Annotated in this window: 19 protein-coding genes and 1 pseudogene; 9 read left to right on the top strand and 11 right to left on the bottom strand. The window is 59.5% G+C overall.

The genetic code is table 11. The features are described 5' to 3' along the window. Positions 1-340: 340 nt before the first annotated feature. Entirely contained in the window at positions 341-535 is a 195-nt protein-coding gene (locus MHM85_RS07515) for a hypothetical protein (protein ID WP_239377698.1), read from the top strand. Between the two features lie 41 nt (positions 536-576). On the opposite strand, the gene MHM85_RS07510 is transcribed toward MHM85_RS07515, so the two are convergent. Then, positions 577-1,539, bottom strand: coding sequence for a ribonuclease Z (locus tag MHM85_RS07510; RefSeq protein WP_239285193.1), 963 nt, complete (start codon positions 1,537-1,539; stop codon positions 577-579). 123 nt (positions 1,540-1,662) lie between these two features. Here MHM85_RS07510 and MHM85_RS07505 point away from each other — a divergent pair, with 123 nt between their 5' ends. Together MHM85_RS07505 and MHM85_RS07500 are read left to right on the top strand one after the other, a co-directional pair. Then, positions 1,663-1,908: a type II toxin-antitoxin system CcdA family antitoxin gene (locus MHM85_RS07505; RefSeq protein ID WP_239285195.1), complete on the top strand. Its 246-nt coding sequence runs from the start codon at positions 1,663-1,665 to the stop codon at positions 1,906-1,908. Positions 1,909-1,961: 53 nt separating this feature from the next. Next, positions 1,962-2,225: pseudogene (locus MHM85_RS07500) on the top strand (CcdB family protein); the annotation flags it as partial. 54 nt (positions 2,226-2,279) lie between these two features. Here MHM85_RS07500 and MHM85_RS07495 read toward each other — a convergent pair. The 10 genes from MHM85_RS07495 to MHM85_RS07450 all read right to left on the bottom strand — a co-directional run bounded on the left by MHM85_RS07495 (position 2,280) and on the right by MHM85_RS07450 (position 14,137). Beyond that, positions 2,280-2,573 carry a HigA family addiction module antitoxin gene (locus tag MHM85_RS07495; protein WP_219862887.1) on the bottom strand — a complete coding sequence of 98 codons (294 nt, stop codon included), beginning with the start codon at positions 2,571-2,573 and terminating at the stop codon, positions 2,280-2,282. After that, positions 2,573-2,851, bottom strand: coding sequence for a type II toxin-antitoxin system RelE/ParE family toxin (locus MHM85_RS07490; RefSeq protein ID WP_096922274.1), 279 nt, complete (start codon positions 2,849-2,851; stop codon positions 2,573-2,575). Before MHM85_RS07490 ends, MHM85_RS07495 begins: the two co-directional genes overlap by 1 nt. A 387-nt stretch (positions 2,852-3,238) precedes the next feature. Then, positions 3,239-3,925 (bottom strand): hypothetical protein, encoded by a 687-nt coding sequence (locus MHM85_RS07485; RefSeq protein WP_219862885.1) that lies wholly within the window; start codon positions 3,923-3,925, stop codon positions 3,239-3,241. 82 nt (positions 3,926-4,007) lie between these two features. Then, the gene (locus MHM85_RS07480) at positions 4,008-5,159 is read right to left on the bottom strand and encodes a hypothetical protein (RefSeq protein ID WP_219862883.1); all 1,152 of its coding nucleotides are present in this window, start codon (positions 5,157-5,159) and stop codon (positions 4,008-4,010) included. A 751-nt stretch (positions 5,160-5,910) separates the two neighbouring features. After that, entirely contained in the window at positions 5,911-6,777 is an 867-nt protein-coding gene (locus MHM85_RS07475) for a hypothetical protein (protein ID WP_219862878.1), read from the bottom strand. Beyond that, entirely contained in the window at positions 6,774-8,027 is a 1,254-nt protein-coding gene (locus tag MHM85_RS07470; protein ID WP_219863808.1) for a hypothetical protein, read from the bottom strand. The genes MHM85_RS07475 and MHM85_RS07470 overlap by 4 nt, the downstream gene beginning before the upstream one ends. 8 nt (positions 8,028-8,035) lie before the next feature. Beyond that, positions 8,036-8,665, bottom strand: coding sequence for a hypothetical protein (locus MHM85_RS07465; RefSeq protein WP_096922264.1), 630 nt, complete (start codon positions 8,663-8,665; stop codon positions 8,036-8,038). Continuing rightward, a complete protein-coding gene (locus tag MHM85_RS07460; RefSeq protein ID WP_219862877.1) occupies positions 8,662-12,321 on the bottom strand; it encodes an ATP-binding protein in 3,660 nt (1,219 codons plus the stop codon). The genes MHM85_RS07465 and MHM85_RS07460 overlap by 4 nt, the downstream gene beginning before the upstream one ends. A 104-nt stretch (positions 12,322-12,425) precedes the next feature. Then, on the bottom strand, positions 12,426-13,448 hold the full coding sequence (locus MHM85_RS07455; RefSeq protein WP_139525081.1) for a histone deacetylase family protein: 1,023 nt from the start codon (positions 13,446-13,448) through the stop codon (positions 12,426-12,428). After that, positions 13,445-14,137: a GntR family transcriptional regulator gene (locus MHM85_RS07450; RefSeq protein WP_062373147.1), complete on the bottom strand. Its 693-nt coding sequence runs from the start codon at positions 14,135-14,137 to the stop codon at positions 13,445-13,447. Before MHM85_RS07450 ends, MHM85_RS07455 begins: the two co-directional genes overlap by 4 nt. 212 nt (positions 14,138-14,349) lie before the next feature. On the opposite strand from MHM85_RS07450, the gene MHM85_RS07445 reads away from it, so the two are divergent. From MHM85_RS07445 to MHM85_RS07420, 6 genes are all read left to right on the top strand, one after another. Further along, positions 14,350-15,906 carry an ABC transporter substrate-binding protein gene (locus tag MHM85_RS07445; protein ID WP_219862875.1) on the top strand — a complete coding sequence of 519 codons (1,557 nt, stop codon included), beginning with the start codon at positions 14,350-14,352 and terminating at the stop codon, positions 15,904-15,906. A gap of 90 nt (positions 15,907-15,996) precedes the next feature. Then, positions 15,997-16,974 carry an ABC transporter permease gene (locus tag MHM85_RS07440; RefSeq protein ID WP_139525078.1) on the top strand — a complete coding sequence of 326 codons (978 nt, stop codon included), beginning with the start codon at positions 15,997-15,999 and terminating at the stop codon, positions 16,972-16,974. Next, positions 16,971-17,804 carry an ABC transporter permease gene (locus MHM85_RS07435; protein ID WP_219862873.1) on the top strand — a complete coding sequence of 278 codons (834 nt, stop codon included), beginning with the start codon at positions 16,971-16,973 and terminating at the stop codon, positions 17,802-17,804. Before MHM85_RS07440 ends, MHM85_RS07435 begins: the two co-directional genes overlap by 4 nt. A 9-nt stretch (positions 17,805-17,813) precedes the next feature. Further along, on the top strand, positions 17,814-19,445 hold the full coding sequence (locus MHM85_RS07430; RefSeq protein ID WP_219862871.1) for an ABC transporter ATP-binding protein: 1,632 nt from the start codon (positions 17,814-17,816) through the stop codon (positions 19,443-19,445). A gap of 35 nt (positions 19,446-19,480) precedes the next feature. Beyond that, a complete protein-coding gene (locus MHM85_RS07425; RefSeq protein WP_239285199.1) occupies positions 19,481-20,863 on the top strand; it encodes an FAD-binding oxidoreductase in 1,383 nt (460 codons plus the stop codon). A 25-nt stretch (positions 20,864-20,888) separates the two neighbouring features. Further along, the gene (locus MHM85_RS07420) at positions 20,889-22,013 is read left to right on the top strand and encodes an aminotransferase class I/II-fold pyridoxal phosphate-dependent enzyme (RefSeq protein ID WP_219862866.1); all 1,125 of its coding nucleotides are present in this window, start codon (positions 20,889-20,891) and stop codon (positions 22,011-22,013) included. The last annotated feature ends 1 nt before the right edge of the window (position 22,014 follow it).

The following is a 22,014-nucleotide window of genomic DNA, read 5'->3' as shown; positions in this document are numbered from 1 at the left end:
AGTGGCGAGAAGGTCAGCTTTTCAGGTACCATTTTGGAAGCGGCTGTTGGTGCTTGATGGATTGGTTAGGTTCTTGAAATCATAGCACTTTCAGCCGCTTTCTTTTATACCCTGTGAGAAATCCGGGTTAGCTCTAAGCACCCTATTACTTATCAGCGGATGCGCCCAAAACAGCAATACCGCCGCACCAGGCTCGCCGCACGCAGGTACATCAACCGAGCAAAGCGAGCCCCACCACCAGATAACCGACCAATGGGTCGGCCGATGGATTGGCGTTGAAGGGTTATTTCTAGACATCAGCAAGGACGAGCCTGCAGGCCCGGGCCACTATCTGTTTGAAATGCAGTACGGCCTGGATGCCGACCAAATCGGCACCTTCGAGGGACAGGCCACCGCCGAGGGTATTCGCTTCAACCGCGAGGACGGCCAACACTTGCTCCGAGCTGGCGATGGCGAAGCCACCGGCATGAAGTGGCTATTGGAAAAAGAAGACTGCCTAGTAGTGAAAACAGGCGAAGGCTATTGCCGCGACTAATCTACCCGTTGGGATATCAAGAAATGGCACGGTGACATGGGCTATTCGCTCGACACTTCTGTCAACTGCCCCGCCTTATCCAAACTGTATTCGACAAAATCCCGCGCCATGTAGAGCGCGCCTGAATAGACGCTTTGCGCCTCTTTGCGGATATCCTCAATGGAGGGCGAAGTATGGGAGATAAGCGGATAACGGGGGCTAAAGTGGGTCAGTACCAAGTTGGGCAGCGTGACCCGCTCGGCAAATACCGCCACCTGCTTGCCGTAGCTATGCCCTACCTCACCGGCTTTCTCGGCCATCGCTTCGGTGTAGGTGGCCTCATGAACCAGCAACTGCGCCCCAGCACACGCCTGCGCCAACAGCTCGGGCCGGTCGTAGTCTCCGGCAATCACCACCTTTCTGGGGGAGTGTTTGAACAGCAGGTAATCCTGGCTGCGCAGTTGTTTGCCTTCGAACGTTATATCCACGCCCTGCTTCAACTGCCCCCACAACGGCCCTCTGGGAATGCCTTGCCGATCTAATGTATCCACGTCCAGCGCTGCCTTCACATTGCGCTCGGTGAACGCATAGGCGTAGCAAGGCACGCGATGGGACAACGCACTCGTCTCCACCGCCATGTTCTCGAACTCGATGCTGGGCAGGTCATCGGAGCAGATGAACTCCAGCGCGAAGGGCAGGCAGAGCTGGGTGACCGCACAGGTGGCTTCCAGCCAAGTTTGAATACCCTTGGGTGCCACAAGGGTCAGCGGTGCCGTGCGCCCGCCCATGGCCGCACTCGCCAGAATGCCCGGCAGCCCATAGCAGTGGTCGCCGTGCACGTGGGTAATAAAGATGGCTTTCAGCGAATGAAACGACAGCTTGGTGTGCAACACCTGATGCTGAGTGCCCTCCCCGCAATCGACCAGATACCAACCCTTGCCTTTGCTCTCGCGCAGGGCGATCCCGGAAACGTTGCGTTGTTTGGTGGGCACGCCTGCGGAGGTACCCAGGAAGAGTAGGTTCATATCTGATTGGCGAGTCAACAATGAGCGTTAAGGGAGGACGTTCGAAGCCACAAGGCATGCTTGAATACGCATTACCAGGCGCATAAATTTAGACCATGCATCAAGAGCCACCAGGAAGCTCCAATGGCCAAACTATACAACTCAGTCGCACCGAAAAAAGCAGCGAAACTCTCCATCAATAGCAACCTGCTGCGCAGGACACGTGAATTGAACATTAACGTGTCTGCCACCCTGGAGCGAGCGCTAAAAGAAGAGCTTTCCCAACGCGAAGCGCAACGATGGGTCGAAGAGAATCGCGCTGCGATAAAAAATTATAACGATTTTGTCGAACAACACGGATGCTTTGGCGACGAATTGAGGGAGTTTTAAAGGCACAGTTCGATGTATCCCCCAATCCAAGCTAAACCAGCAAAGCGCATTACCCTTTCCTTGTGGATGTTCAAAGCAGTTTGCTAAGCGAACTGACCACCCGCATCGTCATCCCGTTGGGCAACCGCTCCGCCTTCGGCAACGACACCCTGCAAGGACTCACTCCTGAAATCAGCTTTGGCGATCAGGCGCTATTGCTGTTAACGCCACAGATTTCGTCGGTGCCTGAAAAACATCTACAGAATCCCATCGGCTCTCTCTCACATGTTAGAGACCAAATTGTCGGGACTCTGGACCTGGCGATCACCGGCTTTTAACACTGGCAGGATGCGGCAACCTCATGGAGGCAAAGACGCCATGTCAAACGCTTATCAAGCGACGTTAAATTCCAGTGGATGGAGGCCATCAAGATCGACCATACTCCGAGCCACCCAAAGATCATGCATATCCTGCATCGCTAACCAGCTCTCAGGGCTACGTCCAAGCACTTTGGAAAGGCGCAGCGACATTTCCGGGCTAATGCCACTTTCTCCTTTGAGCAGCCGGGACAACGTGGACGGTGAAACGCCCAGGCTCGAAGCAAGCTGACGCGAGCTAATGCCAAAGGGTTCTAGATACACTTCCCGAATAAATTCACCAGGATGCGGCGGATTATGCATCGTCATTAGTGATAATCCTCATAATCAAGAATGTAGGCGTTGCCGTCCTGAAATTCGAACGTCATACGCCAATTTCCGTTCACCCAAATCGACCATCGCCCTTTGTCTTTCCCTTTCAATGGGTGAAGCCTAAAGCCAGGGACGTTCATATCTTCGACTGAAGTGGCGGTATCCAAAGCAAGAAGCTGCATACGTAGCTTCTTGGCATGATCCGGCTGTATGCCAGCGGTGCTGCCAGTTGAGTAGAACCGTTTCAGCCCTTTGTGCCGGAATGATTTAATCATTAAGAAACCATAGCATGATGCGCACCGCGCAACAATAGTTTTGCGCTCATCGCCAAAATTGATATCAGCAACGCTTATCAGAACATTCGGCACATCGACCGATAAGGCCTGTCAGCGAGGTTTCATGCGGTACGGAATCAAAGAAAAGCTTTGCCGGTGAGGCAGGTCTTGCAACAGGTCTACATCTCGGGCTGTGGCGGATACTGACAATTCAACACAGCCATGACGTTCTGATCGTAGTTGTAAACCTTGAAGCGCGGCATGCTGACCACTCCCCGTCTGTTTTCCCGATCCTACCAAAACCTGGCTGTCAAAGGGGTTTTTCTACAGCCTCAACGCCTGCGGTATGGGCGCGACGTCACGAGCGTCCCTTGACAGCAATTGTTATTAGTCACTGGTCGAATGAATAGCATGGGCTTTCAGATACGCATCCAAATCGCGGCATGCTTGGACATAATCAAAAAAAGCACCTGCAAACGTAATGAGATTGTCGTTATTCAACCTGACCCTCGACAAGGTCTCGATTGAGTTAAAATGCGTTGAGTCTTGGACTTTCATCAACAACGCTACCAGCGGGGCTTCAAGAAAGAGAAGCTGAGTCATTATCTTATCAATGTGACGCAATGATCTGACCCTGTAGTTTTCAAAGTATTGAAGCCAGTTCGCCTGGCCTCCTTGCCAGAAAACCAAAGGTGCGTCCCCATTAGGCGCCAATCCAGAAAAAACGGCTTCGATGTCGTGCTTCTCCAAAGTTCGAAAATCGAGCTTACTGGGATCACCCCCAGTAAATCCGGCGATCTGCATCTTGCAATCTTTGACTACAAGATTTGCCCAGCGTGTCACGAAGGGGTATATCGCTTTCTTTTCTCGCACCTCTTTGAAGTGCACCACTATCAGATAGAAAACATAACTCGCCAACACTGAGGCAAGCACTGCTTCAAAAACCAGTCCGAATTCATGAAAGCCGCCAACTGGCTCAGGAATTTTATTAAATATGAACAACTTTACTAGCAGCAGGATCGTCGAGATGAGCGCCGCTAAATTGACTGCCCTTGGAATTGTTTTCCAAAACACTCTTAAACCACTCCCTGACTAACGCCCGCAGCACAGGCAAGATTTTAGCACAGCGGAAATCTTGTCCCCGTGCCTGCGATTGTTAGGATTGCCCATCGAACAAATCTGTGTCACCTATAACTTGAAAATTCCGAGGATCAACTAGATATGCCGACCGAGGGGTTACATGAAGGTCACCATAGCATTTAACTGGAAACTTGGGCTTATGGGCTTTGACAGCTTCCCAGTAATCATCTAGGCCTAGCTGGATGGAGATATTCTTGGTAGCTCCGTTAACTAATGAGGCTACTCTCACCACTCCATAATCTTCAGTAGGCTCATGATCCATTCTTATTACCAAACCGTACGCCTCGTAGTTTTTAATGACGAAGTTGCCCTTAAAATATTCTGATGCTGTATCTAATATTGGAATGTGCCGAGAAAGAAACTTATGATTTTTTATAAAATCTTGAGAATCTCTCTCAGATGCGGCAAGCTCTATCGAAATCTCTACATCACGACTACGTGCTGATCCACTAATACCTATGATGGCGTCGCAGAGATTTGCGCTTACTCCACTTGAAATCGCCTCTTCAAAACAAAGCAGTTCTTTCGTTTTCTCGTACTTTTCAATAGCAACACTTGTTGCCTGCAAGCTCCTCGCCAGATTATTACTTATTGATCGAGTAATGGAGCTATCAGCCTCAGGAATATCCACTTCAGAAAAGTGAGTAATGGGCGCAATAACATTAACTATATAACTACCACGCTCGGTCTGCCCAAACCTTAATGTGTCTAAAAACTCTTTCACCGCTGATGGCCAGCTGCCAGAATAAAACCTCTTCTTCTTGAACGCGGAGAGGCTAGATGAAACCAGCAAATCTTTTGCTTTCTCAAAAAGCAAAACACCGTCATCAATAGGTATAGCTCCGGCATCAACATCTGGACTCATAACCCGGATTTTCACTATATCAGAGTCAAAATTGATAATATTATCAACTATCTTAGTAGACGACCGCCCTTCAAATTCGGATAAAACTTGAATTGCTTCGTACATTCTTTGCGAGTAGTCGCGAAGATTTTCATCTAAAGGTTGAATGATTTCCAAGTCGAAATACTTTTCTTCCGGCCGATGCCATACTTTTGCTTTATCACCTACGACACCATCCTCGGCCCAGCCACATGAATACAAATATTTTTCAAGACGACTCGGAATAACGTCTTTTATGAATAGTTTCAAGTCGAGGGAATTCATGCGACCTCCCTCGTATTAGCTACATTCATTAGACAGATCATGCTTTGCGAAGTAAGCCGTTGAGACCTCGGAATACTCAGTGTAACTGAAGTATTATTTTTCACAGCGGGCATGCTACGCAGTGAGAACCAATAACAGCAGTGCTTTATTATGCTAGAGGTAGACTGATGGACTAACCAGTCTTCGCAGTTTGTCGGAACAACTAAAACAAATAAGTATCTGGGACACAGTACATCTTCGCCTCTCAGGTCATTGTAATTCTTCAATGACAGTGGAAACTTGAGAAAATCCTCATCCCCCTCATCATTAGCTGTACATTTCAGCTGGACGTCAATTTGAGGATTTCGAATACCAGTTCGGTAGCCTCTGCCCCGAATAATGATATCTATACTGTCATCATCCACATCAGGCTCGGCGCTTCTCAGGCCTGATTGAGCTGCCAATGCTTTCACGAAAGCTTTGCTGAATAATTCTTTTTTTTGATTATCATCCATCTATAAGCTCGTATCCGAAAAATCCTAACAGTGATTAACCGCCCTGCCATGAAACCTCAATGAACGCGACATCACAATGACTGAGGTTTCATAGCCACCAAATCGAATCTACCTCATTGATTCTACAGCGCGCAAAGAGAATGTTGGCGATGTAGCCAACATTCGCATGCTGGCGCGTTTTGCTTTGCCTCATCAAACCACCAGAAACGCACTCCGCAACGAATGCTCCACAAAAAGCCCAAACAGGGAGCAAGCCACTAACCAACCCCCACCGCCACCAATTCCCCCTCAAACCACTGCTGCTTAAGCCCGCGCTGTTTTTCCAGCAGCGTGAGGTAGGGCCTTAGTGGATGTTGGGGCGATAGGCTGACGTGGAGTTGGCGTAGCCGCCGTTGGTAGGGGAGCTGCCCGGCGGGCTGGTGCAGGGGGGTGGCGTGTTGGGTGAGCCACGCCATGTCGGGGAGCAGCAGGTGCGTGGCGCCGCTGTCGAGCGCGAGGGTGATGCCTTTGGCGTCGAAATCGCCTGCGTAGAGGTGCGGTCGGCGGGTTTTGCGCCATACCTCGGCCAGGTGGGCGAAGCCGCCGCCGTAGTGGCTGTCGCCTCGGTAGGCGATGAGCGGGTTGGCGTAGCCGTTGAGGGCGCTGATGTTCGGGTTGAAAGCGTAGAAGCTGTCGAGGTTTTCCACCTGCACCAGCGCGCCGAAGGCTCCTAGCGTGAGGTGGCGAACGTCCACGTCGCGACTGCAGCGGGGCTCGTTGGAAAGCCCCGGAGTGGGTTGCGGCGGCAGGCTGAGCAGTACGCGCCAGGCGCGGGGGCCTTCGCGGGTGGCTTTGTTCTCTTCCACGCCCTCTTTGGCCTGGGCGGCGCTGCTCAGGCCGCTGAGCGAGCGGCCCAGCGGGGCGAGGTGGGCGCTGGCCAGCACGCCATCGATTTGCGCCAGCAGCTCGGCGTCGAAGCGCAGGGCTTGGCTGGAAAGCCGCATACCGAGGTCGATATCCTGCTGGCGGCACCAGGCCACCACATCTTCCACCCACTGGCGGCGGGGCTTCTCCACCGTGGGCTGGCGATTGAGTTCCCGGGCTACGCCGTTGAGCCCTGCCCGTGCGCGGCTGGGCAGGTTCATACCGCTACCGCCAGGGCCACATCGTGAATCAACCGCAGGTCGTTATAGGCGCTGGCCTTGCTCTCCTCTTGCTGCAGGCGGAAAGCCTGCTGCTCGCTGCGCGGCAGACCCTGGTATTCGGCAATCACCTGGAACAGCCAAATCTCGTCCGCCCACTCCAGTCCGCTCTCTTGCAGATACGCCAGGGCGCTGACCGGCTCGGCTGGGGGCTGATCGAGCACCGCGAGGTAGAAGCGTTCCACGTCCAGCTTGAGCGCCTGCTGGCGGGCGGCGGCCAGGCTCTCTTCCGCGGGCTGAACGGCGTTGGCCACGGCGACGTTTTGCGCGGCGTGCCGCGGGGCGGGCAGCTCGTGCAGCAGCTCGGCCAAAACGCGGGTATCCAGGGGGCGGTCCAGCGCCGGGGCGGCGGCGGGGTTGAGCGGCGCGGCGCGGTTGAACAGCGCGGGCACCTCGCTGCGCTGGGCGTAGTTGCCGGGCACGAAGCCGGGGTGTTCGCGCATGAAGGCGGCCATGCCGGACATCAGGCGGCTGCGGGCCTGCTGCTTGCGGAAGCGGGCCATGAGTTCGATCAGCCGCCGCTGCACTTCCCGCAGGCTGGTGTAGTGGTGGCTCAGGCGGTTCTGGAGCTGGCTGATGAGCAGCTTGCGCAGGCTGCCGTCGCTACCCACCAGGGCGATCAGCTCGTCGAAGTCGATCAGCGCGAGGCCGTCGAGCAGCCGCACGATCTGCTTCTGGGCGCGGTCGTTCTCGCGGATTTTGTCGTTGAGCTGGCTGACGAAACCGAAATCGCTGTTGAGCCGCTGCCACAGGCTGTCGATGGCGTCGGCAAAGCGGCCGTTGAGATCGTCTACCTCCTGGCGCAGGCGCAGTAGCTGCTGCTCCTGGCGCCAGTGTTCGCCTTTGCTGCGGGCTTCCCGGTAGCTATCTACCTGAGTGCGAATCAGCTCCAGGGTTTCGGCCACGTCGGCATTGACGTGGCGGCGGGTTTCGTCGGCGAGCATTTCGGCGATCAGGTCGCGCACCTTGGGCGAGAGTTTGACGCCGCTCTGCTCGTCGGGCCGCCACAGCACCCGGGCGGCCAGCAGCTTGCGCAACGCGCCGTCGCTCAGGCCTTCCAGCGGTACGTCGTCGCGGGTGTAGGCCTGCATCAGCCGTTCGGCGTGCTTGCCCAGCAGCGCCAGGCGTTCCGCGCCGGTCTTGAGCAGGCGGCTTTCCAACTCGCCCACGCCAATGTCCGCCCCATTGCCCATACTTCTACTCACAGCAGGGCCTCCTGCGTGCCCGTCTCCTCGTCGGCGTCGATGGGCAGGTTCTCTTCGTCGCGGATGAAGCGCACCACGTCCACCAGGTAGTCCATCTTGCCGGTCACCACGAACACCTGGCGTTCGCTGTGGGGCTGCATCAGGTAGCCGTGCTCTTTCAGCCGTTTAAAGATCTGCTTCACCTGGGCATCCAGCTGGTCGCTCTGGGAGCCAAAGAAGCTGTCCGTGGCCAGCCGCTCCAGGCGCTCGCGCAGGCTCTGGTTGTCTTCGCACTTGGCGCTGAACTCGGCGGGTTTGAGCACATCACCAGGGGCGGCCAGGGCGTCGCGGCCCAGCGCTTCCTGCACCAGTTGCAGCCACTCCAGCATGGGCAGCAGGCTGTTGAGGGTGTCGGCCAGCTGGCGGGAGAGCTGCTCTCGGGCGGTGTCGTTGAGCTGCCGCCAGGCGAGGAAGTAGACGCTGGCATCCTCGTTGCTGGCCAGCCGCCGGTTGAGCGGGCGCAGGTAGGCGTCGATGGCCTCGCGGGTTTCTTCGTTGGCCAGGTGGCGGTAGGCGTTCTCTTCACTGATGGCGCAGATGAAATCGCCTGCTAGCAGGCGTTCGAGCAGGGGGCCGTGTTCGATCATGCGCTCACCTCCTGTTGGCGCTGCTTGATTTTCTGCGCCAGCGCGCTGAGACGCGGCTCGATACGCTTGAGCTGGCGCTGTTGCTGGGCGTCCCGTTCGATGAGGTAGCGGTTGGCGAACAGCAGCAGTACGTCGGATTCCGGGTTGGGGAAGGCCCCGACGATATGGATGCGGTTGCTGTCGCAGGCATCGAACAGTTTTTCGACGTTGTGGTAGGCCAGGGTGCCGATCTCATCGATGGGCCAGTGGATGGCGATGTGCGCATCGCCCCGCAGCAGGCGGGTAAACGCCAGCAGGAACTTGCACAGAATCAGATACGCCATGCCGTGGCTGGAGGACTCCAGCAGCTGACGGTCATTCTTGATCACCAGGTCCGTGCCGCCCTCGTTCAGGTGCAGCTCCAGGCGCAGCAGGCTTTCGAAGCTGTACTGCTGGTCGCTGCGCAGCAGGTCGACCACGTCGGCCAGGGCGTTGAGGTAGTCGTCGCTGGGCAGCGTCTGGCCGGACTCCCGCCACGCCTTGTAGCGCTGGGCGAACAGCTTGAGCGGTTCCCAGAAGCCCAGCTCGTCGATGGTGGACTGAATGCGCACTTCCGCTTTGCTGATGCCTTCCAGGCGCAGATCGTCGGCCACCTCTTCCGAGAGGCGGCGGCTCTGGGCGCTGATGCGCCGGTTCAAATCGCGGAAGACGATGAAGAACTTGTCCAGGTCGTCGCTGAGGTTGCGCCCTTCCTGAATCAACTGCTGCTGTTGATCCTCCAGCAGTTTGAGCATGCCGCGTAAAAGCGGCAGCAGTAGCCGTGGGCTGTCGCTGGGCAGCTTGTCGCGTTCGCTCTGCAGGGCATCGGCAAAGCCGCTGCTGGCGTCCTTGATCAGTTGGCTTTCCACCTCCAGGCAGCCACGCCGCAGCTGCTCTAGCTGCTGGTGGCGGCTGGTCAGCGCTTGGCGGGTACGTTCGATGCGTTCGTCCACGCCACCCACGCTAGCTTCCGCTGGCGCACCTTCGGCCACCAGCTCCAGGCTTTCCAGCTGGTTGAGCAGCGGCGTGAGGGTGTCCAGGGTGCCTCGGGCGCTGTCGCGCTGGGCCTTCAGGCCGTTCACTGCCTGCTGGTGGGCCTCTCTGGCGGCGTGGAAGGCGTTTTTCAGGTGCGCTTTATCGCGCTTGAGCTGCTGGTCGCGCTGGGCCAGCTCGGCCTCTTCCGCCACCAGCTGGGGTTTGTGCTGCCCCCACTCGATACGCATGAAGCGCTGGTACTCGGCCAGCTCCTCCTGGCGGGCGGCAGTTTTACGAATGCGCTCGTTCTGCGCTTCCAGGCGGTTTTTGGTGGCTTTGAGCTGGGCGGGATCGACGCCTTGCTCGGCCAGTTCCTGGCTGAAAGCGGCTTCCAGCTCTTCGCGCTGTCGCTGGTGTTCGGCGTTGGCATCGCTGAGCTGCTGTTTATAGGTGCGTAACTGGGCATCGAGGCTATCGAGCTGGCTTTGGGCGTCGGCCTTGAGTTCCAGCAGCTGGCCCTGGTGGGTCTCGGCCAGCTCGGCCAGGGCGTCGCGCTTCTCGTCGCGCAGCTCGGTTTGCGCCTGCTCCTGGCGGGCCAGGGCAGCTTCGATGTGGGCGCGGCGGGCTTTCTGGCTCTCCGCGTGGCGGGCCTGCTGCTGGCGGCGCGCTTCCAGGGCGTATTCCACCTCCTGCTCGGCGCGCTGGTGGGCCAGGCGGGCGGTGTCCTGAGCGTCATCGGCCTGCTGTACCCGTTCGTTGTGCTGCTTGAGGGCTTTTTCGGCCGCCACGCAGGCGCTCTGGGCACGGGCCTTGGCGCTCTCGGCCTCTTCGATGGCGGCCAGCAGGCTGGCTTCGTCCTGGGCGTAGTCGGGCAGCGCGATGGCGGAAAGATCCAGCGCCAGCCCGAACAGGTCGTCGCTGGCGTTGTCGGCCAGTTGGGGGGCGAGGTCGCGGCGCTCCAGCAGTTCCGGGGCGATCACCTTGCCAAGCTGCTGTTCCCAGCCGGGGCGGTGGTAGCGCAAAAAGTGGCGCAGGCTGCCCTGCTCGGGGGTTTGCTGCTGGTAAAGGGTGTAGCAGTGCTGCTCGGCACGCTCCCGCTGCTGACGGCACTGCACGAGATGCTGCTCGGCGGTATCGCGCTCGCGCTTGTGGGCGTCCAGCTCGCGGCGCAGCGCTTCCAGGGTGGTGGCAGCGGCACTGCGGGCCTGCTGGGCATCGTCCAACCGCGCCTGGGCCAGCTCGGCTTCCTGGGCTTCTTCGCGGGTTTGGCTGGGCATGGCCAGCTGGGCCTTCAGCTCGGCCAACTGCTCGACGCCTAGCTCCAGCTGGGCCTGATACTCGCTCTCCAGCCGCTGGCGGGCCTGCTGATAGCGTTCGTTGTGCTGCTGTTCGGTTTGCCACTGCTGCTCGCGGCGCTCGGCTTTCTCCTCCACCAGCGCGTCGATCAGTTCCTGGTTCTCTTGAGTCTGGCGGGCGAGGTTTTCAGAGAGTTCGCGCAGTCGGCCATCCAGGCGCGCCTGGCTTTCCTTGACTGCGTCCTGCATCACTTGCAGGTGTTGCTGCAACTGGTCGCGCTGTTCGCGCCACTGGGGCAGCGCGTTGATGTCCCGCTCCAGGCCGGGCATATCGGCATCGGCGTACTGCTCGAAGCGGGTTTGCAGGTCGTTGAGGCGGTGCTGGGCGTGCTGCAGCTGGCTTGCCACTTCGCTGTGCTGGTCGTTGAGCGCATCCCGCCGCTCGGTGTAGGCCTGCTCCTCGGCCTGGAACTCCCGCTGATGGCGGTTGAGCTCACCTTCCAGGTCGGCGACCTGCCGCTGGGCCTGTTCGCGGTCGGCGGCTAGCTGGGGTTTGAGCTGCCACAGGGTGGTGTCGAGTTCGGCCAACTCGCGGTCGATGCCGGAGAGTTTGGCCAGCGCGGCCTGCAGCGGCTCCAGGCGCATGGATTGGCGCATCTGGTGAATCCACTCGCGGGCCTTGGCACTGCGAATACGCGTAACCGGCAGCTCGACGCCGTCCTCTTCGAAAATCGCCGCCAGCATGGTCTTGAGGGTATCCATCTTGCCCTCTTTGGCGTGCACCGCCGAGACCAGCTTTTCGATATGGCGAATGCGCCGCTCGGGATTGACCAGGCTGAACTGGGCGGCGATCTGGCGCAGCTTCAGGCCATCGCGGCTATTGCCGTGGAGCTGGGTAAAGTCGTTCTGGATCACCGAGCGGAACTCGGAGGTGGCCCCCAGCTTGGGTGACACCGGCGTGCCGCTGCGGCGCAGCCCGCTGGCCCACTGGGTGTAGTCCAGCGCCAGCGGGCCCTGCTCGGTCTCGACCAGGTAGTCTTCCGGGCGGTAAGGCGCACCGACGAAGCGATACTCCACGCCGCCTTCCTGCTTGCGGGTCAGCACCGCCTGGCACACGTTGCCCGCTTCGCGGCGGTATTCGTACACCAGGTAGCTGTTGCGATGGGGCAAATAGAACGCATCGAATTTCATGCGGGTTTTCGGCACCACCTTGTTGGGCAGCTCGCCGTAAAACACCGGCACCAGCCGCTGGAGCGTGGTTTTACCCGACGCGTTGGTGCCGCAAATATTGGTGTGGCCGTCCACACTGAGTTCGACCACGCCGTTCAGGTGGCCGTGAATCATCACGATGCGTAGCAGATGCGCCATGCCGTGTCCTTGATCGTTTAACGTCCGAAAACGCTATCTTGCCAGACACCTCCAGCGCTTGTCTTACTCTTCTCTAACGTGCGGGGGTCATCTCCAGGTCGCTATCAACGGCGTGCTCGCAACCCCTCAAAAAAGCTCACCGCGTTGGCTTCCAGCCCTTCCAGGTAGTAGCCGCCTTCCTGCACGACCAGGGTGGGCACGTTCAGGCTGGCTACCCTTTGGCCAAGTTCTGCAAACCCGGCGGTAGAGACGGCCACTTTGGCTTGAGGGTCGCGCTCGTAGATATCGAACCCCAGCGCCAGTACCAGCGCGTCGGGTTCGAACAGGCGAATGGCCTGGCAAGCGTCCGCCAACCTATCGAAGAACACTGCTTCTTTTGATCCGTGCGGCATGGGCAGGTTGAGGTTGTAGCCCAGCCCTGCCCCTTTCCCGCGCTCCTCTTCGAAACCGGAGACCGCCGGGTAGAAGTTGGTGGTATCGCCATGGATGGAGATGTAGAGCACATCGTCGCGCTGGTAGAAAATCTCCTGTATGCCCTGACCGTGGTGCATGTCCGGGTCGAGCACGACGATGCGCGGAAACCGCGAGGTGAGATGCTGAGCCGCAATGGCGGCATTGTTGAGAAAGCAGAAACCACCCGCTGAGTCGATGCCCGCGTGGTGGCCCGGTGGGCGTGATAATGCATAGGCAAACCGATCTCCAGCCAGCAACGCCTCGGCACCCGCCACGGCACTTTGCGCCGACCAGTACGCCGAGTGCCAGGTGTGCTGCCCCACCGGCGCGCTGCCATCGGCCAGGTAGCGCGCCGCTTCGGCCAGGATGCCGCGCAGGGCGTTGGGCGAACGCACGAAGATATTGGAGATCACCTCCTCCCCCCAATCCTCGCCCACCGCCTGCCAGCGCCGATGGGCGCTTTCCAGAAAACGCAGATAGGGCAGCGAGTGCACGGCCCTGATCGGCCCCACGCCGTGATCCGCAGGACTCCGAATATCAAAGCCCAGCCGCTTGGCGGCGGCCAGCAAGTGCATGGCGCGTTCGGGCACTTCTTGAGGCGTGCGCATTTTGCCCCGGGAGAAGTAGGTCTGCGGATGATGAAGCGCCTGATCCGCGTGAAAGAACGTCTTCATGGTAAGGGGGCTCCGCTGTCGCTCACCCCTTTCACCACGAAATCGCGGGCGACGCCGATGTGGTAATCGATGGCATCGCGGCACGTGGCCGCCTGGCCACTGGCTAGGGCATCCAGCAGCTTGAAATGACTGGTGGCGATGGTGTCGGGGGCTTCGTGGGTCTTGGTGATGAGCGTGATACAGAGCCGCAGCTCGTGGGTCAGGTTATCGAAGGCGCGCAGCAGCCGCTCGTTGCCTGCGTAGTGCAACATGAGGCGGTGAAACTGCAGGTCTTCCTCGATACGGCGCGTCCCGTCGTTACTGGCGGCCGCCTCGCACAATACCTCTACTTGTTGCTTCAATGCGCGCTCAGCCTCGCCGCTGTAACGCTCGGCCAAACGCTGGATGGCGTGCCGCTCCAAGCACAGCCGCAGATCGAAGACGTCTTCCAGTTCAACGGCATTCAACGCCCGGACGAAAAACCCCCGCCGTGGTTTCGAGATCAGCAGGCCGCGACTCTCCAGCAAACGTGCTGCTTCACGCACAGGTGCACGACTCACGCCCAGGTCCTTGGAAAGCTGGACTTCTGACAGGCGCTCTCCGGGTAAAAAGTGCTGCTGAATAATCGCTTGCGTTAAGTAATCGGCCACCTGCTCGACAAGGTTATGCTGCTGAATGTAGGTATTGGGTGCTGCTAGCGGAGGGGCCATAAAGTGCACTCTCGATCATTCATATACTGCTCAGTATGACAAAAAAGGGCTCTTTGTCGACGGCCGATTGACGACTGTCGACAGTTTAACCAAGCACTGCTATGGTCAAAGAGGACCTCCAATAAACATCATAATCGGTCTCTACCGTCACGCCTCGCTCGCCTAACGACGACGTAAACACATTACGTGCTAATAACCGAGGAGCAGGAAACATGAAGACACCATTGGCTTTGGCCATTACCGCTGCAGCGCTTGCCCTTTCCACCGCCGCCACGGCACAAAAGCCCCAATCTGGCGGCACCATCGATACGATCATTCAGCCTGAGCCGCCGGGCCTGGTGCTGGGCATGATTCAAAACGCCCCTACCCGCACCGTCGCGGGCAATATCTATGAGGGGCTACTGCGTTACACCACGGATTTAGAACCCATGCCGCAGTTGGCCGAGTCGTGGGAGGTCAGTGAGGATGGGCGCACTTACACGTTTCATCTTCGGGAAGACGTGACCTGGCACGACGGTGAACCCTTCACCGCCGATGACGTAGTGTTCTCCGCCGATGTTTTCCACCGTGAGTTGAATCCCAGCGCGCGGGCCGTGTTACAGCATGTGGAAAGCATCGAGGCCACCGACGACCACACGGTAGTGTTCACACTGACGGAGCCATTCGGGCCTTTCCTGATCTCGTTCGAGGCGGGCACATTCACCATGGTGCCCGAGCACCTCTACGCGGGCACCGACTTCCGTAATAACGAGCATAACGACCACCCGATTGGCACGGGCCCGTTCAAGTTTGCCAACTGGGAGCGCGGCACCGTCATCGAGCTGGTCAAAAACGACGACTACTACGAAGAGGGGCTGCCCTATCTGGATGGCGTCAACTGGCACGTGATTCCTGATGGCGGCTCCCGCGCAGTGGCGTTCGAAAACGGTACCATCGATGTCTTGCCCAGCGGCACCGTGGAAAACTTCGATATTCCGCGCCTTTCGGCCATGGATAACGTCTGTATGACCGAAGAGGGCCACGAGTACTTCAGCCCCTTCGCCATGCTATGGATGAATAACCGCGAAGGCCCGACCGCCGACAAACGCTTCCGCCAAGCGGTCATGTACGCCATGGATCGCGAGTTTGCCAAGGACGTGCTGTGGAACGGCCTGGGCAACGTACCGCTCTCGGCGTTTGGCTCTAACGCGCGTTTCCAACACGACGACCTGGAGCCCTACGATCACAATCCTGAGCGTGCCCGCGAGCTGCTCGACGAAATGGGCTACGACGGTGAGGAGATCACCATCCTACCGCTGCCCTACGGCGAGACCTGGACCCGCTGGGCCGAAGCCGTGCAACAAAACCTGCGTGAAGTGGGTATCAACGTCAGCACCCAAGCCACCGACGTGGGCGGCTGGAACCAGCGCCTGGGCGATTGGGACTATGACCTGGCCTTTACCTACCTCTATCAGTATGGCGATCCGGCACTGGGGATTTCGCGCACCTACCTGTCCGACAACATCGCCAAGGGCTCGCCCTGGAATAACGTCGAAGGCTATGAAAACGAGCGCGTCGACGAACTCTTCAACGCGGCCGCGACCGCCTTCCCCGATGAAGAGCGTGAAGCGCTGTACCACGAAGTGCAGGAAATCTTGCATGAGGACGTGCCGGTCGGCTGGCTGATGGAGCTGGGCTTCCCGACGCTGTACCGCTGTGATGTGAAAAACCTCGTCACCTCGGGCGTGGGGGTCAACGACGGCTTTAAAGATGCTTGGCTAGATCGCTAGACCAGTCCACCCAGGTAGCGCGAGCTGCCTGGGTTTTTTTAGCTATCGCTCGTTAGCTATGTCTCGAAGGTATCCGTCAGGAAACGACTTATGGTTTATGCGCGCCTCGTTCTGATGCGGCTGTTCAAAGCCGTGATTGTGCTGTTCCTCATCGTCATTTTTAACTTTTTACTGATTCAAATGGCCCCCGGGGATCCGGCCGCCATTCTGGCGGGCGAAGCCGGCGCCGCCGACCAGGAGTTTCTCGACCAGTTGCGCGAGCGCTTCGGGCTCGACCAGCCGATGTACGTGCAGCTGTGGCGCTATGTGTCGGGTATCGCCATGCTCGATTTCGGTTACTCCTACCGGCTGGGCGTGCCGGTGTTCGATCTGATCATGGATCGCTTACCTGCCACCCTGCTACTGACCGGCACCGCCTTCGTACTCTCGCTGGTGTTGGGCATCGTGGCCGGCTCCATGGCGGCTGCCCGTGTCAAGAAACCGTCCGGCTCGCTGATCATGGCGTTAGCGCTGGTGTTCTACGCCACGCCGCTGTTTTGGGTGGCGCTGATGTCGGTGGTGGTGTTTTCGGTTTACCTGGGCTGGCTGCCCGCCTACGGGCTGTATACCGTGGGCGCGGGCCACACAGGGTTTGCGCTGGTGCTCGATGTGGCTAAGCACTTGGTGCTCCCCGCCACTACGCTGGCGCTATTTTTCATGGCGATTTATACCCGCATGACGCGCACCTCCATGCTGGATGCCGCTCAGCAGGATTATGTCAAAACGGCGCGGGCCAAAGGGCTCAAGCCGGGGGTCATTCAGCGCCGCCACGTGCTGCGCAACGCCCTACTGCCCATCATTACGCTGGCGGGCCTGCAGGCCGGGCAAATGGTGGGCGGGGCGATCCTGACCGAAACCGTGTTTGCCTGGCCCGGTATCGGCCGCCTGATGTTCGAAGCGCTGCAGCAGCGGGACTACAACCTGCTGCTGGGCATTTTCTTCTTCTCGGCGGCGCTGGTCATCGTCTTCAACATCATCACCGACGTGGTGTATCGCCTGGCTGATCCGCGTATCAAGGGGGCGTCATGAGCTTTTTCGCACGCTTTGCGCAGAACCGTGGGGCCCTCGTGGGGCTGGTCATTCTGCTGCTGATGATTGCCATGGCGGTGCTTGCCCCCGTGCTGTTTCCTGAATCGCCCTGGCGCATGGTGCAGCGGCCTTTTTTGCCGCCGTTCTCCCAGGAAGGCTTTTTGCTGGGCACCGACACCATGGGCCGTAACGTGGCGGCGGGCCTGATGCACGGCGCGTGGGTCTCGCTATTGATCGGGCTGGTATCCACCAGCGTTGCACTGTTGATTGGTGTGCCGCTTGGGGCCATTGCCGGTTACTACGGGGGCTTGGTCGACGACGCGTTGATGCGCTTTACCGAGTTCTTCCAGACGATTCCCAACTTTGCCCTGGCCATCGTCCTGGTGGCGATCATGCAGCCCAGCGTCACCTCGATCGTCCTGGCGATTGCGATTGTCAGCTGGCCACCGGTGGCGCGCTTGGTGCGCGCGGAGTTCATGTCGCTGCGCAACCGTGAGTATGTCGAAGCCGCCCGCTTGGTGGGCCAGTCCAATAGCACGATCATTCTGCGCCAGATTCTGCCCAACACGTTATCGCCGATTATCGTGCTGGCCTCGCTGATGGTGGCCACCGCGATCTTGCTGGAGTCGGCGCTGTCGTTTCTCGGTTTGGGCGACCCCAACGTGATGTCCTGGGGCTACATGATTGGGGCGGCGCGCACGGTCATTCGTCAGGCGTGGTGGCTAAGCTTCTTCCCCGGTTTGGCCATCCTCCTGACGGTGCTCGCGCTCAACCTGGTGGGCGAAGGACTCGACGACGCCCTCAACCCGAAACTTTCCCGCGAACGCTAGGAGCTCGCCATGACGGATGTCACTACAGAAACGGTCCTCAGCATTCGCGAATTGAGCATTGCCCTCCCGAAAGGGGCCGACCGCGCACTCGCGGTCGAGGGCGTGAGCTACGAGGTCATGCGCGGTGAAATCATGTGCGTGGTGGGCGAGTCGGGCTCCGGCAAGTCGATGGCGGCGAACGCCATCATGGGCCTGCTGCCCAAAGGCGTGAACGCTACCCAGGGCGAAGTGCTGTTCGAAGGGCAGGATCTGCTCGCCCTAACGGAAAAGCAGCACCGCACCCTGCGCGGGTTGAAAATCGGCATGATTTTCCAAGAGCCGATGACCGCCCTGAACCCGCTGATGCGCGTCGGCGCACAGATTGCCGAAGTATTCGAAGCCCACGGTCAGCTTACCCCCAAGGAGCGCCAGGCCCGCGCACTGGAACTACTCATCGAAGTCGGTATTCCGCAGCCGGAGAAAGCCATTCGCGCCTACCCGTTCGAGCTTTCCGGCGGCCAGCGCCAGCGAGTGATGATCGCCATGGCGCTGGCGCTGGAGCCCACGCTGCTGATTGCCGATGAGCCTACCACGGCGCTGGATGTCACCACCCAGGCGCAAATACTGGCGCTGATTCGCGACCTGCAGCAGCGGCGCGGCATGGCCGTGATGTTCATCACGCACGATTTTGGCGTGGTGGCCGAGATTGCCAGCCGCGTTTGCGTGATGCGCCACGGTAAAATCGTCGAACTGGGCGACGCCCGCTCGGTGCTGGAGAACCCCCAAGACGCCTACACCCAGGCGCTGATTGCGGCCATTCCCAGTAATGCGGTACCGCCCCACCGCGACACCGACCAGGTCGCACCGCTGCTGGAAATCAAGCGGCTGCAAAAAGTGTTCCGCTCGCGAGGCGGCTGGTTCAAGCCTGCCCGTGAAGTGCATGCGCTGAATGACGTATCGCTCACGCTCGCCCGGGGGGAAACCGTGGGTATCGTGGGCGAATCCGGCTCGGGGAAATCGACCCTGGGCCGCTGCGTGGTGCGTCTGGAGCACCCGGATAGCGGCGAGCTGCTGCTGGACGGCGTCAACCTCTCGCAGCTAAAAGGCGACGCGCTGCGCCGCGAGCGCCACCGGGTGCAAATGATCTTCCAAGACCCCTACGCCTCGCTCAACCCACGCACTAAGGTGGGCATGGCGATTGCCCAAGGGCCGATGGCCAACGGCATGCCAAAGGCCGCCGCGCTGAAACAGGCAGGAGAATTGCTCGATATGGTGGGCCTGGGCGCCAGCGCCGTGGAGCGCTACCCCCACGAATTTTCCGGCGGCCAGCGCCAGCGAATCGGCATCGCACGCGCGCTGGCGCTCGACCCGGAACTGATCGTCGCCGACGAAGCCGTCTCCGCCCTCGACGTCTCCATTCAAGCCCAGGTGCTGGAGCTGCTGGAGGAACTGAAACAGCGCCTGTCGCTTTCGCTGCTGTTCATCACCCACGACCTGCGCGTCGCTGCCCAGCTGTGTGACCGCATCGTGGTGATGCAACACGGCCGTATCGTCGAGCAGGGCAGCGCCGAGCAGATTTTCCTCGCCCCGCGTGAGGCGTATACCCAAGACCTGCTCGACGCCATTCCAGGCCGCGAAGCGCCCGTGGCCGCCACCGCGTGATTGACTAAATGGACACGATAGGCGAAGGAACACACATGCAAATACCCCTGGAAACGCTGCGCGCTATCGTCGGCGCGCCTCATGTATTGACCGGCGACGATGTGAGCAGTCGGCGTGAGGATTGGATGACCGGCGCCCCCTGCCAAGCAGGTGCCATCGTTCGCCCGGCGGATACCGAACAGCTCTCTGCGGTGATGAGCGCCTGCCATGAGGCAAGGCAGCCAATCGTGACTCACGGCGGTTTGACGGGGCTGGTGCACGGCGCCGAAGCAAACCCTGACGAACTGGTGATTTCCCTCGAACGCATGACGGCCATCGAAGAGATAGACCGCGTGGGCGGGACGCTGACCGTGCAAGCAGGGGCACCACTACAGCGGGTACAGGAAGCCGCTAGAGAGGTGGGCCTACAGTTCCCGCTGGATTTAGGCGCGCGGGGCAGTTGCACCATCGGCGGTAATATCGCCACCAACGCCGGAGGCGTGCGGGTGATTCGTTACGGCATGATGCGCCAGCAGGTGCTGGGGCTAGAGGCCGTCATGGCCGATGGCCGGGTGGTCAGCTCCATGAACCGGATGCTGAAGAACAACGCCGGGTTCGATTTAAAGCAGCTCTTCATCGGCAGCGAAGGCACGTTGGGGATCGTTACCCGCGCCGTGCTGCGCTTGCAGCCCCCGACGCCTTTTGAACAAACCGCCATGGTGGCCTGCCCCTCCTTCGACGCGCTGACGGGGCTGCTCAGCCAGATGGGGAAAGCGCTGGGCGGCAGTTTGGGTGCATTCGAAGTCATGTGGCAGAACCACTACCGCTTGCTGACGGAAACGCTTGGCCGCCACGCTACACCGATTGCCCATGAGCACCCTTTCTATGTGATCATCGAATCGCTAGGCAGCGACGCCGAGCGTAACGCTACCCAGTTTCGTGACGCCTTGGAAAGCGCGCTAGAGAGCGAACTGATCGTCGATGCTGTCTTGGCGCAGTCGAGCACCCAGCGCGACGGCCTATGGGCGATACGCGAGGATATCGAAGGCCTGGTCAAAGGCCTTGCCCCCGTATTGACGTTCGATGTCAGCCTGCCGATTGCCGAGATGCAGCGCTATACCGATGCGCTGGAAGCGCAGTTGACCAAGCGCTGGCCCGACGCACGGCTGGTGGTGTTTGGCCATTTAGGCGATGGCAACCTGCATATTTCCGTAAGCGCGGGCAGTGCCGAGCTGTCGGTTCGGCGCGAGGTAGAGGCCATGGTTTATCAACCGCTGGCCGCACTGGGCGGCTCGGTCTCTGCCGAGCACGGTATCGGCCTGGAGAAACGTCCCTGGCTAAGCACCTGCCGCTCTACCGAGGAAATCGAACTGATGCAGACGCTAAAGCACGCGCTTGACCCACACCGACTACTGAATCGCGGTAAGATTTTAAGCTAACCACTTTTATATTTAGGATTCGCCCATGTCCTCGCATACAACGCCCCGCTACCCCGCGCACCTGACCGGCGAAGGCCCCCACAACCCTTTCCCGGGTATCAAAGTATTGGAGCGGAAACTTGGCCGGGAGCTTCCCCATCGGCTGGGTTCTAACGAGGGATTAGACATGCCGCACCGCGCCCTACGGGAGCACTTTGGCGACGCGGTGGCACAGCACGTGTACTGCTATGGCGATGCCGAGGCCTTGGGAGTGCGCCAGCGCTTGAGCGCGCAGCAGAACATTCCGCTGGAGCATCTGCTGGTGGATGCCGGTGCCGATAGTCTGATCGCACTGGCGCTGCGCACCACCTGCACGGCGGGCGATGCGGTGGTAAGCACCGCAGGCACCTACCCCACGTTTGGTTACTTTGCATTAGGCCAGGGCTGCCGGTTGATCGAGCCCAGCTACCATGAAGCGCCTGGCGTGCTCGCCCCGGATTTAGAAGCGCTGGCCGCGGCCGCCCATCAAGAAGAGGCACGGTTGGTGTATCTAGCGAACCCCGATAACCCCAGCGGCCACCTGCATAGCGATAGCGCGATTCTCAAGCTGCGCGAGGCACTGCCGGAAGCGTGCTGGCTGCTGCTGGACGAGGCCTACGGCGATTTTCGTGATGACGCGGGCAGCGAGTTCCTCGGCCAGGCGCTGCCGGGGGTAATTCGCCTACGTACGCTCTCCAAAGCCCACGGCCTAGCCGGGATGCGTATTGGCTACGCGATTGCCGAGCCCGACGTGCTGGCGATGATGATGAAAGTGCGTATTCACTACGCGGTGTCGTCGTTCACTCAGGCGGCGGCTGAAGTCGTGCTCGATCACCCCGACGAAGTACGCCAGCACATTGAAGCAGTGAAAGCCCGACGCGAGCAGTTGGCGCTGCACTTTATTGGTTTGGGGGCCGACGTGCTGCCCAGCGCGACGAACTTCGTCGGCATTCGGCTACCCAGCGCGGAGTTGGCGGCAGCGGTGCATCAGGAGCTGTTGGCCGAGGGCGTGCTGGTAGCCCGCCTCGCCCACCCGGAATTGGCCAACGTGATCCGGATTACAGCGGTCGAAGACGCGTTGGCACCCGGCAGATTGGCCACGCTGGAAAAAGCGCTTCAGCAGCACGGCTAGC

The sequence above is a fragment of the Halomonas sp. McD50-4 genome, from assembly GCF_022348135.1.
Classification (GTDB): Bacteria; Pseudomonadota; Gammaproteobacteria; order Pseudomonadales; family Halomonadaceae; genus Vreelandella; species Vreelandella piezotolerans.
Note: the sequence above shows the minus strand (reverse complement) of the source record. Positions and strands in the feature narration are given on the sequence as shown.

Coding starts and splice junctions, on each gene's coding strand:
- MHM85_RS07515 (WP_239377698.1), top strand. CDS start 341: ATGCAGTACGGCCTGGATGCCGACCAAATCGGCACCTTCGAGGGACAG.
- MHM85_RS07510 (WP_239285193.1), bottom strand. CDS start 1,539: ATGAACCTACTCTTCCTGGGTACCTCCGCAGGCGTGCCCACCAAACAA.
- MHM85_RS07505 (WP_239285195.1), top strand. CDS start 1,663: ATGGCCAAACTATACAACTCAGTCGCACCGAAAAAAGCAGCGAAACTC.
- MHM85_RS07495 (WP_219862887.1), bottom strand. CDS start 2,573: ATGACGATGCATAATCCGCCGCATCCTGGTGAATTTATTCGGGAAGTG.
- MHM85_RS07490 (WP_096922274.1), bottom strand. CDS start 2,851: ATGATTAAATCATTCCGGCACAAAGGGCTGAAACGGTTCTACTCAACT.
- MHM85_RS07480 (WP_219862883.1), bottom strand. CDS start 5,159: ATGAATTCCCTCGACTTGAAACTATTCATAAAAGACGTTATTCCGAGT.
- MHM85_RS07475 (WP_219862878.1), bottom strand. CDS start 6,777: ATGAACCTGCCCAGCCGCGCACGGGCAGGGCTCAACGGCGTAGCCCGG.
- MHM85_RS07470 (WP_219863808.1), bottom strand. CDS start 8,027: ATGGGCAATGGGGCGGACATTGGCGTGGGCGAGTTGGAAAGCCGCCTG.
- MHM85_RS07465 (WP_096922264.1), bottom strand. CDS start 8,665: ATGATCGAACACGGCCCCCTGCTCGAACGCCTGCTAGCAGGCGATTTC.
- MHM85_RS07460 (WP_219862877.1), bottom strand. CDS start 12,321: ATGGCGCATCTGCTACGCATCGTGATGATTCACGGCCACCTGAACGGC.
- MHM85_RS07455 (WP_139525081.1), bottom strand. CDS start 13,448: ATGAAGACGTTCTTTCACGCGGATCAGGCGCTTCATCATCCGCAGACC.
- MHM85_RS07450 (WP_062373147.1), bottom strand. CDS start 14,137: ATGGCCCCTCCGCTAGCAGCACCCAATACCTACATTCAGCAGCATAAC.
- MHM85_RS07445 (WP_219862875.1), top strand. CDS start 14,350: ATGAAGACACCATTGGCTTTGGCCATTACCGCTGCAGCGCTTGCCCTT.
- MHM85_RS07440 (WP_139525078.1), top strand. CDS start 15,997: ATGGTTTATGCGCGCCTCGTTCTGATGCGGCTGTTCAAAGCCGTGATT.
- MHM85_RS07435 (WP_219862873.1), top strand. CDS start 16,971: ATGAGCTTTTTCGCACGCTTTGCGCAGAACCGTGGGGCCCTCGTGGGG.
- MHM85_RS07430 (WP_219862871.1), top strand. CDS start 17,814: ATGACGGATGTCACTACAGAAACGGTCCTCAGCATTCGCGAATTGAGC.
- MHM85_RS07425 (WP_239285199.1), top strand. CDS start 19,481: ATGCAAATACCCCTGGAAACGCTGCGCGCTATCGTCGGCGCGCCTCAT.
- MHM85_RS07420 (WP_219862866.1), top strand. CDS start 20,889: ATGTCCTCGCATACAACGCCCCGCTACCCCGCGCACCTGACCGGCGAA.